The 14,788-nt window shown below is 33.5% G+C and carries 14 protein-coding genes and 1 tRNA gene; 13 read left to right on the top strand and 2 right to left on the bottom strand.

Annotated elements, in window-relative coordinates; translation table 11 throughout:
- The first annotated feature begins 14 nt into the window (after window positions 1-14).
- The 7 genes from OZP10_RS05130 to OZP10_RS05160 all read left to right on the top strand — a co-directional run bounded on the left by OZP10_RS05130 (window position 15) and on the right by OZP10_RS05160 (window position 8,240).
- Window positions 15-848, top strand: a complete 834-nt coding sequence (locus OZP10_RS05130; RefSeq protein ID WP_177212555.1) for an AraC family transcriptional regulator — start codon at window positions 15-17, stop codon at window positions 846-848.
- Between the two features lie 150 nt (window positions 849-998).
- Window positions 999-1,274, top strand: coding sequence for a hypothetical protein (locus OZP10_RS05135; protein ID WP_281633785.1), 276 nt, complete (start codon window positions 999-1,001; stop codon window positions 1,272-1,274).
- Window positions 1,275-1,372: 98 nt separating this feature from the next.
- Window positions 1,373-1,903 (top strand): DUF3347 domain-containing protein, encoded by a 531-nt coding sequence (locus tag OZP10_RS05140; RefSeq protein ID WP_281633786.1) that lies wholly within the window; start codon window positions 1,373-1,375, stop codon window positions 1,901-1,903.
- Between the two features lie 2 nt (window positions 1,904-1,905).
- Complete coding sequence (locus OZP10_RS05145; RefSeq protein ID WP_281633787.1) at window positions 1,906-2,466, top strand: helix-turn-helix domain-containing protein; 561 nt, start codon at window positions 1,906-1,908, stop codon at window positions 2,464-2,466.
- A 498-nt stretch (window positions 2,467-2,964) separates the two neighbouring features.
- The gene (locus OZP10_RS05150) at window positions 2,965-5,499 is read left to right on the top strand and encodes a heavy metal translocating P-type ATPase (protein ID WP_281633788.1); all 2,535 of its coding nucleotides are present in this window, start codon (window positions 2,965-2,967) and stop codon (window positions 5,497-5,499) included.
- A 201-nt stretch (window positions 5,500-5,700) separates the two neighbouring features.
- The gene (locus OZP10_RS05155; protein ID WP_281633789.1) at window positions 5,701-7,944 is read left to right on the top strand and encodes a multicopper oxidase family protein; all 2,244 of its coding nucleotides are present in this window, start codon (window positions 5,701-5,703) and stop codon (window positions 7,942-7,944) included.
- Between the two features lie 137 nt (window positions 7,945-8,081).
- Window positions 8,082-8,240: a hypothetical protein gene (locus OZP10_RS05160; protein ID WP_281633790.1), complete on the top strand. Its 159-nt coding sequence runs from the start codon at window positions 8,082-8,084 to the stop codon at window positions 8,238-8,240.
- A gap of 119 nt (window positions 8,241-8,359) precedes the next feature.
- Here the strand turns inward: OZP10_RS05160 and OZP10_RS05165 are convergent, their stop codons facing one another.
- Complete coding sequence (locus tag OZP10_RS05165; protein ID WP_281633791.1) at window positions 8,360-8,812, bottom strand: DUF4442 domain-containing protein; 453 nt, start codon at window positions 8,810-8,812, stop codon at window positions 8,360-8,362.
- Between the two features lie 254 nt (window positions 8,813-9,066).
- On the opposite strand from OZP10_RS05165, the gene OZP10_RS05170 reads away from it, so the two are divergent.
- The 5 genes from OZP10_RS05170 to OZP10_RS05190 all read left to right on the top strand — a co-directional run bounded on the left by OZP10_RS05170 (window position 9,067) and on the right by OZP10_RS05190 (window position 13,418).
- Window positions 9,067-9,522 (top strand): DUF4870 domain-containing protein, encoded by a 456-nt coding sequence (locus OZP10_RS05170; protein WP_281633792.1) that lies wholly within the window; start codon window positions 9,067-9,069, stop codon window positions 9,520-9,522.
- A gap of 126 nt (window positions 9,523-9,648) precedes the next feature.
- Window positions 9,649-9,981: a PadR family transcriptional regulator gene (locus tag OZP10_RS05175; RefSeq protein WP_008464689.1), complete on the top strand. Its 333-nt coding sequence runs from the start codon at window positions 9,649-9,651 to the stop codon at window positions 9,979-9,981.
- Between the two features lie 3 nt (window positions 9,982-9,984).
- Window positions 9,985-11,736: a PspC domain-containing protein gene (locus OZP10_RS05180; protein ID WP_281633793.1), complete on the top strand. Its 1,752-nt coding sequence runs from the start codon at window positions 9,985-9,987 to the stop codon at window positions 11,734-11,736.
- A gap of 3 nt (window positions 11,737-11,739) precedes the next feature.
- Complete coding sequence (locus tag OZP10_RS05185; RefSeq protein WP_281633794.1) at window positions 11,740-12,474, top strand: head GIN domain-containing protein; 735 nt, start codon at window positions 11,740-11,742, stop codon at window positions 12,472-12,474.
- Between the two features lie 83 nt (window positions 12,475-12,557).
- Window positions 12,558-13,418 (top strand): GIN domain-containing protein, encoded by an 861-nt coding sequence (locus OZP10_RS05190; protein ID WP_238989940.1) that lies wholly within the window; start codon window positions 12,558-12,560, stop codon window positions 13,416-13,418.
- A 130-nt stretch (window positions 13,419-13,548) separates the two neighbouring features.
- Here OZP10_RS05190 and trxB read toward each other — a convergent pair whose 3' ends face one another.
- Window positions 13,549-14,496 carry a thioredoxin-disulfide reductase gene (gene trxB / locus OZP10_RS05195; protein WP_177212190.1) on the bottom strand — a complete coding sequence of 316 codons (948 nt, stop codon included), beginning with the start codon at window positions 14,494-14,496 and terminating at the stop codon, window positions 13,549-13,551.
- Window positions 14,497-14,672: 176 nt separating this feature from the next.
- Between trxB and OZP10_RS05200 the strand changes: the two genes are divergently transcribed.
- Window positions 14,673-14,747, top strand: a tRNA-Pro gene (locus tag OZP10_RS05200).
- Window positions 14,748-14,788: the final 41 nt, after the last annotated feature.

The following is a 14,788-nucleotide window of genomic DNA, read 5'->3' on the forward strand; positions in this document are numbered from 1 at the left end:
TGTATATTTAAGTTATGCCGAAATTAAATCAGTTTAAGACACTTGTCCTTGACGAGTTTGAAGAAGAGAAATTCCATCTTCCGCCACATACGCATACCTACTACGAAATCATCTATATCAAAAAAGGAAGCGGCATTCATCACATAAATAACAATCTTCTTCATTATAAAGCAGGCGATCTATTTGTAATCTCTCCCGATGACGAACATTACTTCGATATTAAAAAAAGTACTCGTTTTATTTTTATCAAATTCACCGATAATTATTTTAACTCGAAACAAAACTTAACCTGTGACGAATTCTTGATTCATACACCTGAAAGTTTTATGCGCGATAAAATTTTAAAAGAAACAGTTTTAAAATTTGATGAGCCTTGTAAAACTATCCTAAAAAATACTGTCGAGAACATTACAAAATACGGAGAGTATATTGATGTTACCAATTCTCCAATTGTATTCTATCAGATCCTTTCGATTTTTGGACTTATTAAAGAAACCATACGATGTATGAATCTACAGATGACATCGAAACATTTGGATAATGAACAAATTGCCAATTATATTCATCAGAATATTTATCAGCCAAAACTGGTTCAGATAAAAGTAATTGCAGAACATTTCAATATTGCTCAAACGTATTTTAGTGCTTATTTTAAAAGAACTTTCAGCATTAGTTATCGCGAATACATTCATAATTTAAGAATGACTTTAATCGAAAAGAGATTTCACAATAATCAATTGCCCATTAAACAAATTGCCTACGAGTTTGGTTTTACAGACGAAAGCCATTTGACCAATTATTTCAAAAAACGCAGAAACATGAAACCAACCGATTTTAAAAAACTCTAGTTATCGAAATCTTAAAAAATAATTTCTGCGAATATTTTTAACTAAATTTGTATTCATAAAACAATTTCTTTGACCAAAAAAGTCCACATAATAATGCTTTTCCTAACGCTGAGTTTCTTCTTGAATCCTAGCGTTAATTACGCATGTAACATGGGACATCATAAAGAAATTTCAAAAGAAACTGACAGTTGCTCTAAAAAGTGCTGTGAAAAGAAGACTTCTAAAAAAGAAAAACAAGATTGCGATGGTAAATGCCGTCATTCTAGCTGTAATACCTCTGTGCTACAATTTGTTATTTTAGATTCAAATAATTTTGATCTGCAAAACGATGTATTCAATTTTTCTTTAAAAAACATTATCTCCTCTTATAACGAATCCGATATTTCTTCTGGATTCACTTCTATCTGGCTTAAGCCTAAAATATAATTATTGAATTGTTGACAGCCTATATTGGGTCTTATTGAAACGAATTTTTAATTAACTTTAAGGGAAATTTAAAGTCCTTTAATCAAATAATATATACAATGAAAAAATCAATTATAGCTTTAGCAACTGTACTAACAGTATTTTTTAGTGCAAATAATATTCAGGCAAATACATTAAGAGCTGAATCAGGAACAACAGAAATTGCAGATGCAAGTCAGCTGCAATCTGTTTACGATGCTTATTTTTCGGTAAAAGATGCGCTTATTAAAAGTGATAGCAAATTAACTTCGGCGAAAGCTGCAACTTTATTGACTGCTATTACTGCCGTAAAAATGGACAAATTAAAAAGCAACGAACATACCGTTTGGATGAAAGTGCTAAAAAAATTAACTGCAGATGCCAAAAGTATTTCAACTACAACAGATCTTAAAAAACAGCGCGAAACTTTTAAATCATTGTCTAAAAGCACTTACGATTTAATAAAAGTTTCAAGTCCAGAACAGCCAATCTATAAACAATATTGCCCAATGGCAGATGCAGATTGGTTAAGCAAAGAAAAAGCAGTTAAAAATCCATATTATGGTTCTTCGATGCTGACTTGCGGAAATGTGGTAGAAACGATCAAATAAATATGAAGCTTTACATCAAAAATATGGTGTGCAGCCGATGCAAAATGGTGGTGAAGTCTGAGTTCGAAAAACTCGGACTTCAACCTATTTCTGTAGAATTAGGAGAAGTTGAACTACAGGAAGAAATCAACGATTTGCAAAAAGAGATTTTATTAGAAAACCTGCAATCTTTGGGTTTTGATCTACTCGATGATAAAAAAACAAAAACAGTCGAAAGAATAAAAAACCTGATTGTAGATTTGGTTCATCATAAAAACAATGATTTAAAAATCAACCTATCAGAATATCTCGCAGAAAACTTAAATCAAGATTATAATTCATTAAGCAACTTATTTTCTGAAATCGAAAACACAACAATCGAAAAGTATTTTATCAATCAGAAAATTGAAAAAGTAAAAGAATTATTGATTTATAATGAGCTTTCATTAAGCGAAATTGCTGATATCCTAAATTACAGTAATGTAGCGCATTTGAGCAATCAATTCAAAAAAATTACTGGCTACACTCCTACTTCATTTAAACAATTGAAAGATAATAAGCGTATTCAGATCGAGAATTTGTAGCTTTTTTTAACCGCAAAGCACACAATCCCGATAGCTATCGGGAACGCAAGGTTCGCAAAGATGTTTTAAGACAAAGCTTTGCGAACTTTGCGTTTTTATAAAAACCAGCATATCAAAAATCCTTACGTGCTTAACGGTTAAAAAACAGCATTTCATGTCGAGAATTTGTAGTTTTTTATAACCGCAAAGCACGCTAAGGTTTACGCAATCCCGATAGCTATCGGGAGCAAAGATTTTTAGCCACACATTAAAGGATTAAAAGGATTTCAAAAATCTGTGTTAATCTTTTTAATCTGTGGCTAACTTTTTATGCGCAAAGCTTTGAGAATTCTCTAATCTTTAAACAAAAAAAACTTAGTCCTCTTTGCGTAAATTCTTTGCGTCCTTTGCGTTAAAAAAACAGCATTTAGTAAATCTTACAAATCATTCCCAAAATTCTACAAACCGAACTCAGACTTACTTCGGAAATTTGCATTGTAATACTTAAAAACCAATACAATGACTCATCAATATATAATCTCAGGAATGTCTTGCAACGGATGCCGAACTAAAGTAGAAAAAACTTTAAATGAAGTTGAAGGTGTTCAGGCAGAAGTAACTCTAAATCCTCCGACTGCTACAATAACAATGGACAAACATGTACCAACAGAAAAATTTCAAGAGGTTTTGTCTGCCGCAGGAAATTATACTATTGAAATGGATTCTCCTAAAAATCACGGCGAAGCTAAATCTTGCTGCTCTGGCCATAAAAAAGAGAATCACAACCATAATCATCATAAAACAGAAACTAAAAAAGTACATGTGCACAGTGCAAATGGCGTTTATTATTGCCCAATGCATTGCGAAGGAGACAAAACGTACAACAAACCTGGAGATTGTCCAGTGTGCGGAATGGATCTAGTGCCTCAGGTTGCCATAACGGCAACGCAATTTACGTGTCCGATGCACCCAGAAATCGTTTCGAACGAACCTGGCGATTGTCCGATTTGCGGAATGGATTTAGTTCCAATGCAAGCTTCTGAAAGTGAAGAAAACAAAACTTACACTGACTTATTAAAGAAAATGAAAATCGCGATTTTGTTTACGCTTCCTATTTTCATTATTTCAATGTCAGAAATGATTCCGAATAATCCGCTTTACAATATAATGTCTATCGAAAAATGGAACTGGGTGCAATTCTTATTTTCAATTCCAGTTTTGTTTTATGCAGGATGGATGTTTTTTGTTCGTGCCTACAAATCTATTGCGACATGGAATTTAAATATGTTTACTTTAATTGGAATAGGAACTAGTGTTGCTTTCCTTTTCAGTATTGTCGGAATGTTTTTTCCAGATATTTTTCCAGCCGAATTTAAATCGCATCACGGAACCATTCATTTGTATTTTGAAGCCGCAACCGTAATTATCACTTTAGTTTTATTAGGACAATTATTGGAAGCCAAAGCCCATGGACAAACTAATGGAGCCATAAAAGAACTATTAAAATTAGCCCCAACTGAGGCTACTTTGGTTGAAAACGGAATTGACAAAGTAATTTCTATTCATAACATTAAAAAGAGCGATTTACTTCGTGTAAAACCAGGAGAAAAAATTCCGGTTGACGGAAAAATAACTACTGGCGAAAGCAGTATCGATGAATCGATGATAACTGGAGAACCTATTCCTGTTGATAAAAAAACAGGCGATGCTGTAATTTCTGGAACAATAAACGGAACAAAATCATTTGTTATGATTACCGAAAAAGTCGGCTCAGAAACAATGCTTTCGCAGATTATTCAAATGGTAAACGATGCCAGCAGATCTCGTGCTCCAATTCAGAAATTAGCCGATCGCGTTTCTAAATATTTTGTGCCGACTGTTGTAATTATTTCGATTTTAACATTCTTTCTTTGGGCAAAATTTGGTCCGGAACCCGCTTACGTTTACGGATTGATTAATGCAATTGCAGTTTTAATTATCGCTTGTCCTTGTGCGCTTGGATTAGCAACTCCAATGTCGGTTATGGTTGGTGTTGGAAAAGGAGCTCAAAACGGAATTTTAATTAAAAATGCCGAAGCCTTAGAGAACATGAATAAAATTGATGTTTTGATCACAGATAAAACGGGAACAATTACAGAAGGAAAACCCTCTGTAGAAAAAATATATGCCGTTAATAATAATGAAGATTTTCTGCTTCAAAACATTGCCTCGTTAAATCAGCATAGTGAGCATCCTTTGGCGCAAGCCGTAGTCAATTTCGCGAAAGCAAAAAATAGTTCATTCAAAGAAGTTCAAGGTTTTGAAACTATTGCTGGAAAAGGAGTTTTAGGAACTATCGAAAATAAAAAAGTTTCTTTAGGAAATAAAAAATTAATGGATGAAATTGGTGTTTCTGTTTCTTCAGATTTAGAAAACAAAGTAACTGCCGAACAAAATCTTGGAAAAACTATTTCATATATCGCAATTGAAAAAGAAGTTTTAGGTTATGTTGCGATTACCGATGCTATCAAAGAAAACAGTGCAAAGGCTATTAAAGAATTAATCGCTCAAGGCGTTCAGGTTATCATGATGACAGGCGATAATCATAATACTGCAAAAGCCGTTGCAGAACATTTGCATTTGAGTTCTTTTAAAGCGGATTGTCTTCCAGAAGATAAATTAAAAGAAATTGAACGTCTTCAGGCGGAAGGAAAAATTGTTGCAATGGCGGGCGACGGTATTAACGATGCGCCTGCTTTGGCTCAATCTAACATCGGAATTGCTATGGGAACAGGAACAGATGTTGCAATTGAAAGCGCTAAAATTACTTTGGTAAAAGGCGATTTAAACGGAATTGTAAAAGCTAAAAACCTCAGCCATGCTGTAATGTCAAATATCAAACAGAATTTATTCTTTGCTTTTATATATAATACTTTGGGCGTTCCAATTGCAGCAGGAATTTTATATCCGTTTTTAGGAATATTGCTTTCGCCGATGTTGGCTGCGGTTGCTATGAGTTTGAGTTCTGTCTCCGTAATCGTAAATGCTTTACGATTGAGAAATTTAAAATTGTAAGTTGGAGCGAAATTATTTTAACACATAGAATCATAGTTCTGCTTTGCGGTTAAAGGCGTTTCACTTGCTTCAGTGCACATAGTTTAGCTATGTGTGGAAACTTATTTCTTTTATGCTCTTTTTTAGACACAAAAATCTATGTTTCTATGTGTTAAAATTAAACTGTGTTCAATTTAATCCAACGCTTTAAAATTATAATCGATGACAAAAATAAAATATATACTTGTGCTTTTTTTAATCGCTATTCAGTTAGAGGCGCAAAAAGTAGTGCGTTATGATTTGCATGTTCGCGATACGATTGTCAATTTTTCGGGTAAAGAAAAACGTGCGATTGCGGTAAACGGAAAAATTCCGATGCCTACTCTAACTTTTACTGAAGGCGATATTGCCGAAATTTATGTGCATAACGAACTCAAAAAAGAAACGACTTCGATGCACTGGCACGGATTATTTCTGCCAAATAAGGAAGATGGTGTTCCGTACCTGACTCAAATGCCAATTGAGCCTGGAACTACTCATAAATATACTTTTCCTATTATTCAAAACGGAACGTATTGGTATCATAGTCATTCGGGTCTACAGGAACAAATTGGTTTGTACGGACTTTTTATCATCAATAAGAAAAAAGACGATTCAACTGTTCGAAAAGGCATTGATGATTTGCCAACTATTCCAGTTATTTTAAGTGAATGGTCTGATTTAAAACCAGAGAATATTCAGCGAATGCTGCACAATGCCAATGATTGGTTTGCAATTAAAAAAGGAACAACCCAAAGTTATGCCGAAGCTGTAAAACAAGGACATTTTTCGACCAAAGTAACCAACGAATGGAAAAGAATGAACGCGATGGATGTCAGTGATGTTTATTATGAAAAGTTTTTAATCAATGGAAAAAATGAACAGCAGCTTTCGGACTTTAAACCAGGTTCAAAAGTAAGATTACGAATTGCCAACGGAGGCGCTTCAAGTTATTTCTGGCTGACTTATGGCGGCGGAAAAATAACCGTCGTAGCGAGCGACGGAAATGATGTCGAACCTGTAGAAGTAGATCGTTTGATTATTGCCGTTTCTGAAACTTACGATGTTGTTGTTACGATTCCTGAAGCTCCTAAATCTTTTGCTTTTTTGGCAACAGCCGAAGACAGAACGGGATCTGCGGCTTTGTTTTTAGGAAATGGAGAAAAACAGTCTATTCATCATCTTTCAAAATTAAAATATTTTGAGGGAATGAAAATGATGAACGATATGATGAAAATGAATGGCGAAATGAATGATATGGGCATGAATATGACTTTGAACAAAATGGACATGAATGCCGTAATGTATCCTGAAATTTCGGGTGAAGATGAAAATTCTAAACCAACAATGGATCATTCGAACCATAATATGGAAGGCATGAAAATGGAAAGTGACAGCACTGAAACAACTGAAATTGTGACTTTGAATTATGGAATGTTGAAATCTCCGTTTAAAACTAATCTTCCAAAAGATGCGCCTGTAAAAGAATTGCGTTTTACGCTTTCTGGAAATATGAATCGTTATGTCTGGAGTTTGGATAATAAAGTGGTTTCTGAAACGGATAAAATTCTAATTAAAAAAGGAGAAAATGTTCGTATTGTTTTATACAATGGTTCGATGATGCGACATCCAATGCATTTGCACGGACATGATTTTAGAATTTTAAATGAACATGGCGATTATTCTCCTCTCAAAAATGTGATTGACATTATGCCAATGGAAACCGATACGATCGAGTTTCAGGCAAATGCTGATGGCGACTGGTTCTTTCACTGTCACATTTTATATCATATGATGGCGGGAATGGGAAGGATTTTTAGTTATGAAAATTCAGCGCCAAATCCATTAATACATCATCCTGAAATGGCCTTTAAAATGCTAAAAATGGATGACCGTATGTTTCATTTTAGAGCAGAAAATGATTTTGCAACTAACGGAAATGATGGTGAAGCCATGTTTAGCAATACCAGATGGAGTATTGGAACCGAATGGAGATTGGGTTATAATGATAAACATGGTTATGAAACGGAAACTCACATTGGAAGATATATAGGAAAAAATCAGTGGTTGATGCCTTTTATTGGTTTTGACTGGCGTTACCGAAAAATGGGAATAGACGAACAAGAACAGAATCTTTTTGGACAGAAAAACACCAAAGACAATCGTTCGGTTTTTAGTTTAGGTGTTGAATATACTTTACCAATGCTCATAAAAGCACAGGTTGAGGTTTATACAGATGGAAATGTGAGAATACAATTTGAACGAAAAGATATTCCGCTTTCACAAAGATTGCGAATGAATCTAATGTGGAATACAGACAAGGAATATATGGCAGGGTTGAAATATATTGTTGCCCGAAACTTTGGAATTACAACGCATTATGACAGCGATATGGGAATTGGATTTGGAGTTAATCTTAACTATTAAATACAATTGCACAGGCTTTACAAGTCATTAACAGATTTTACAAAAACATTAACAATTTGTAAGAATCAGCTATAAGAATTCGAATTATATTTGATTAACCAATTATAATCTCTAACACGAAAAAACATTTAAACAAAATGACAAAAGTAATCACCGTAGTAACAGTTGCTTTCTTTTCTATTGGCGTAATGGCTCAGGACACAAAACCGGCAACAAAAGACAAAACCAAAAAAGAATCGTGCTGTAAAAAAACAACAGACAAAAAAGACACAAAATCTTGCTGTGTTAAAAAATAAATGAAATTCGACTTTCATTAAAAAGGCCTCAAAAATATTTGAGGCCTTTTTTTATACGGTTACGAAACTTTGACAAAGTTCATGAATTCGTTGCAATTCATGAATTCGTTGCAAAAAAACTATTTCACTCTAATACTCCATTCAAAATCCATTTCTGAGACTTGAACACCTTCTTCGTTTGTTCCAATAGACTTCATCCAAAACGTCTGCCCTTCTCCTGTTTCTATTGTTTTCTTTATAGCATCAGCAATCAAATGCCCGTCATTGCAAACAAATGTTATTCTACCAGTCGCTTTTTTTGTGAAGTTTCCCTTATTGTTGGCTACTAACATTGAAATTTTTCTGCCGCTTTGCTGAATCTGAGAAATCACCAAAGCTCCTGTCGTCAGCTCAGCAGCCATAGCCTGAACTGCAAAATACATTGAATTAAACGGATTCTGATTGATCCACCTGTGCTTTACCGTTACTGTACAGCTATTCTCATTTATGTCCTTTACGCGAACTCCGCAAAAGTATGCTGAAGGAAGTTTGAAGAAGACAAACTTATTAAGTTTTGATACCGAAAGTGCCATAGAATATATTTTTTATGTAAAAATACAAAAAAACTATGCACGCACAATAAATTATTATCATATCAGAATGAAACCAACAAAAACGGGGGTTTCGAATGATTTTCAACAATTTAAACGTGTTTTCATAATTTTTAATTTGTTAAATTTTTGTTAATAATTAGTACTATGCAAAACAAGATACTGTCTTTTAGACATATATTTGCATAAGAAATTACTATATACTTTTAATCATGGAAACAACAACACCACTCATCATGGAAAAAACATCAGAAAAGAATACAGCAGCATTTACTCATTTGAGTACTTTAAGCCAATATATAATTCCGTTTGGGAACTATATTTTTCCGCTAATCATTTGGACAAACTATAAAGACAAGTCTGAATTTGCAGATCATCACGGAAAACAAGCTTTGAACTTTCAATTAAGCATTTTGCTTTATTCATTGATTTTAGCACTTATCGCAATACCGATTTTCGTTACAGTTTTCTTGCAGAATCTTCCACTAGAAGCAGTTTTTAATAACGACGATTTTGTAATTAGAAACTTTAATTTTCAAGCAAATATTGGAATTCTAAGTGTCGGCATAACAGCTGTTATCCTTTTCGGATTATTAAAATTTGTTGAGTTCTTTTTAGTGATTTATGCTTCAATAAAAGCTTCAAACGGAGAATTGTACAAATATCCGATTACGATTCCTTTTATAAAGTAACATTGAAAAATTAAAAGTTATAGTCGAAACATCAATCAAATCATATAAGTTTCGAAATCAATCATCAATCAAATCATCATCAATCAAAAAACGAATTGTTCAATCAAAAAAAAACAAAATGAAATTATGAACATTGAAAACACAAAAGCACAGATGCGCAAAGGTGTTCTTGAGTTTTGCATCTTATCTGTATTAAAAGAAAAAGACGCATATACATCTGAAATATTAGACACTTTAAAAAACGCAAAATTACTAGTTGTAGAAGGAACCGTTTACCCGTTGTTAACTAGATTAAAAAACGATGGTTTACTTAATTATCGCTGGGAAGAATCGACCTCTGGGCCACCACGAAAATATTATGGATTAACCGAAATAGGACAAACATTTTTAAACGAACTTAGCGGCACTTGGACAGAATTATCCGACGCCGTAAATCTAATCACCAATCAAAATCAATAAGTCATGAACAAAACAGTAAATATTAACTTAGGCGGGATGTTTTTTCACATCGATGAAGATGCATACTTAAAATTGACACGCTATTTCGACGCTATAAAACGATCACTTAACAACTCATCTGGTCAGGATGAAATTATTAAAGATATCGAAATGCGTGTTTCTGAATTACTGACAGAAAAACAAAAAAGTGAAAAACATGTTGTTGGACTGAAAGATGTAGACGAAGTGATTGCAGTGATGGGACAACCAGAAGATTATAGAATTGAAGACGAAGAAAATGCAAATCAATCTTTCAATAACTATACTGCAAGAAAACACAAAAAATTATATCGTGACAAAGAAAATGGTATGATTGGAGGTGTAGCAACAGGTTTAGGACATTACTTTGGAATTGACGCGGTTTGGATTAAAATCATATTCTTAATCTTCGTTTTTGCAGGTTTTGGAACGGGAATTTTAGCTTACTTCGTTCTTTGGATTGTAACTCCTGAAGCGGTGACAACTTCTGAAAAATTGGAAATGACAGGAGAACCAGTGACTATTTCGAACATCGAAAAAAAAGTTCGCGAAGAAATTGATTCACTTTCTGAAAAATTCAAAAATGCAGATTATGACAAAATGGGAAACCAGGTAAAGTCGGGAGCTGGGAGAATAAGTAGTTCATTTGGAGACTTTGTCATGACGGTTTTTAAAATCTTTGCTAAGTTTTTAGGAGTAATTCTAATTATCTCAGGGATTTCTACCTTAATCATGTTATTGATTGGCGTATTTACTTTAGGAACTAATATTTTTATCGATTTCCCTTGGCAGAATTTTGTTGAAGCCGGAAACTTTACAGAATATCCTCTTTGGTCATTCGGATTGTTAATGTTCTTTGCTGTTGGAATTCCGTTTTTCTTCTTAACATTATTAGGATTTAAACTGTTATCTCCAAATTTAAAATCAATCGGAAATATTACAAAATATACGCTTTTAGCTCTTTGGATTATTTCTATCGCAATTCTTACTAGCATCGGAATCAAACAGGCAACTGAAATTTCATACGACAATAAAATAGTAGAGAAAAAAGTTCTGGCAATCAAACCTGCTGATACTTTATTCATAAAGTTTAAGTACAATGATTATTATACAAAAAGCTTGAACCACTATAGAGAATTCGAATTTGTACAAGATTCTGCAAACAACGAATTGATTTATTCTAACGATGTACGTTTACATGTATTACATACAGATGAATCAGCTCCGTTCATTCAGATTGAAAAAAGTGCAAGAGGCAACTCTTTTACAAACGCCAAAAAAAGAGCAGAAAAAATTAATTATAAGTTTCAAATTAGCGGAAATCATTTAATTTTGGATAACTATTTTCTGACAGATGTAAAAAATAAATTTAGAGGGCAAGAAGTTGACATCTATCTTTACTTACCAGAAGGACAATTAGTTAAACCAGATTCTTCTGTAAGAGATTACTATAACTCAGATGACAATTTCTTTGAACTTAATTATAAAGGAGATTACAATTACAAAGTTATCGGATCTAAAGTAAAATGTTTAAACTGTCCTGCTGATGAGGATAATGACAACAATTATGAAAATGATTATGAGAACGACAACGAAAATGACTATGAAAACAATACTGGCAGCACAAATGATACGATAAAAGAAGTTTCGGTTAAAATTAATGGAAAAGAAGTTTTAAACGGAAAAAAAGGAAAATTAACTATTGATAAAAACGGAGTTGTAATCAAAACTAACTAAACCATGATAAAAATAATTATTCATATTACGAAATTTATAATTGCGACTGTTACAGCCTTATTATTTGCCTCATGTAATTTTAACATGAATGCAATTGAAGGAAGCGGAAATGTTACAACAGAAAAAAGAACTGTTCAAGGAGAGTTTAAAAACATTTCTGTAAGTAATGCTATCGATTTGGTTATTGTACAGTCTGATGCTACAGAAATCACAGTTGAGGCTGATGATAATCTTCAAAAAGAAATTGTTACTAAAGTAGAAAACGGAACGCTTATTATTGAATGCAAATACAGCTCTTTCCGTAACATTACATCAAAAAAAGTAACAGTAAAAATGCCGGTTGTCCATAAAATTGAAGCTTCTAGTGCTTCAACTGTTGAAACTGACGGATTTGTTCAAAGTGAAGATGTTACTTTAGAAGCTTCGAGCGCAGCATCGATGGATGTTAAAATCGAATCTGACAGAATTGCAATAGATGCTGGAAGCGGGAGTTCTATAGATATAGAAGGAAAAGCTTTAAGCCTTACGACTTCGGTTTCAAGCGGAGGAAGTATTGATGCAGAAAAATTAATGGCTAATGACATTCATGCAGATGCTTCTAGCGGCGGAACAGTTTCTGTACGCCCAATCTTAAGCCTAAAAGCAGATGCTTCTAGCGGCGGAAACATCAATTATAGTGGTACTCCAAAAACAATTGAAAAATCTGCAACATCTGGAGGAAGTGTAAGTAAAAGCTAAAATCATAACTGTTAAATATAAACGAAATCATTCATCAAAAGTGGATGATTTTTTTATATTTGTCAAAATCAAATCTAAAATTAATGAAAAAAAGTACTGCCCTACTCCTATTATTATTTGTTACGACTCTGACTTTCGCTCAAAAAAGAGAAAAAATTAAAGGTTCTAAAATTGTAACGACCTCAATAAAAGAAGTTGGAAGTTTTGATGCTCTTGAGGTCGATGATAACCTAGAAGTTTATTTGGAACAAGGAGAGAAAAACGAAATTAAAATTGAAGCCGATGATAACCTGCACGATATTGTAGGAATGGATTTAAGAGAAAAAACACTTCGTTTATATACCAATAAAGAATCTACTATTTTTAAGAAACTATCTGTTAAGGTTACTTATACTAAATCTTTGAATAAAGTAATTACTAAAAACGAAGCTATAGTTTATGCTATTCAAGAGCTACAATTAGACGACATTACAATGAATTGCATGGACTTTTCTAAATTGTATTTGAATGTGAACTCAAAGAAATTTACTTTAATTGCCGATGATAAGTCTAGAACAGAATTAAACTTAAAAGCTGAGGACGGAAGTTTGCAATTGAGTAAATATGCTGGCGTTAAAACATTGGTTTCTGCAATAAAATTCAAATGTGATTTGTATCAAAAAGCAACCGCAGCAATTGAAGGAATTGCCGAAAAAGCAACTATTCGCTTAGACAATAATTCAGTTTTCACCGGAACAAAATTCACGTTGAAAGATGCAAATGTTACAGCTGAAGGTTCTGCCGTTGCTACAATATTAGCAGATACCACTATTGCAATAGCAGCTGGAGACAAGTCTGAAATTTCATTATACGGTGATCCAAAAATAGAACTTACACGCTTTAGCGAAGAAGCAAAACTGATAAAAAAACCAGGTGCAGCAAAGCCAAAAGCAGCAACATTGTAAGCTTTTTAAAGTTTAAAAAATCAATATAACGAAAAGAAAAATCCCAGTCTAGAATTTTAGACTGGGATTTTTATTAGAAAAGATTTCAGCTTTACAACAACTTGAAACCTGAAACTTGAAACTTTTTAACTTATTCCTTAGAAGCTAAATATCTTTCAGCATCTAAAGCCGCCATACATCCTGTTCCAGCAGCAGTAATTGCCTGACGGTATACATGATCTGCAGCATCTCCCGCTACGAATACACCTTCAACATTTGTTTTAGATGTACCTGGAGTATTTACAATATATCCTGTTTCGTCAAGAGTAATATAATCTTTAAAGATATCTGTATTTGGTTTGTGGCCAATTGCCACGAAGAAACCAGTTGCAGGAATTTCGATTGTTTCGCCAGTTGTTTTGTTTAAAGCTTTAATAGCATGAACTACATTGTTATCACCTAAAACTTCAACTGTATCATGATTCATTAAAATCTCGATGTTTTCAGTTTTACGAACACGTTCTTCCATAATTTTAGAAGCTCTAAATTTTTCGCTTCTAACTAACATGGTTACTTTTTTACAAAGTTTAGATAAGTAATGCGCTTCTTCACAAGCAGAATCTCCCGCTCCAACAATAACAACCTCTTGGTTTCTGTAGAAGAATCCGTCACAAACTGCACATGCAGAAACTCCACCACCCATATTTAAATAGTGTTGTTCTGATGGTAATCCTAAATATTTAGCCGAAGCACCTGTCGAAATAATTACAGTTTCGCAGTGTAATTCGATAGTATCGTTAATCCAAACTTTATGAATATCTCCAGAAAAATCAACTTTTGTAGCCCATCCATCACGAATATCTGCCCCAAAACGTTTTGCTTGTTCCTGTAACTGAATCATCATTTCTGGTCCTGTCACTCCATCAACATAACCAGGAAAGTTTTCAACCTCATTAGTAGTAGTCAATTGACCACCAGGCTGCATTCCTTGATATAATACTGGATTCATGTTAGCTCTAGCCGCATAAATAGCCGCAGTATAACCTGCAGGACCAGAACCTATAATAAGGCATTTAATTTTTTCGATTGTATTTGACATAGTAATAGTTTTTTTGAGTTGCAAATGTAAACTTTATTATAAAAAATAACGCTGAAAATAAATCTGAAATAGCTATATCAAAATAAGTTTTATTTATTTTCATTTTTTCCTTTTACAAATCAAATTTATTTATATCTTTGCATCCGCTTTCGGGCACTACAACAAAATTACATCTTCGGGGTGTAGCGTAGCCCGGTTATCGCGCCTGCTTTGGGAGCAGGAGGCCGCAGGTTCGAATCCTGCCACCCCGACAAAAGTCTTTTCATTTATTTGGAAAGACTTTTTTTTTGCA

Source organism: Flavobacterium luteolum (assembly GCF_027111275.1).
In the GTDB taxonomy this organism is placed as follows: domain Bacteria; phylum Bacteroidota; class Bacteroidia; order Flavobacteriales; family Flavobacteriaceae; genus Flavobacterium; species Flavobacterium luteolum.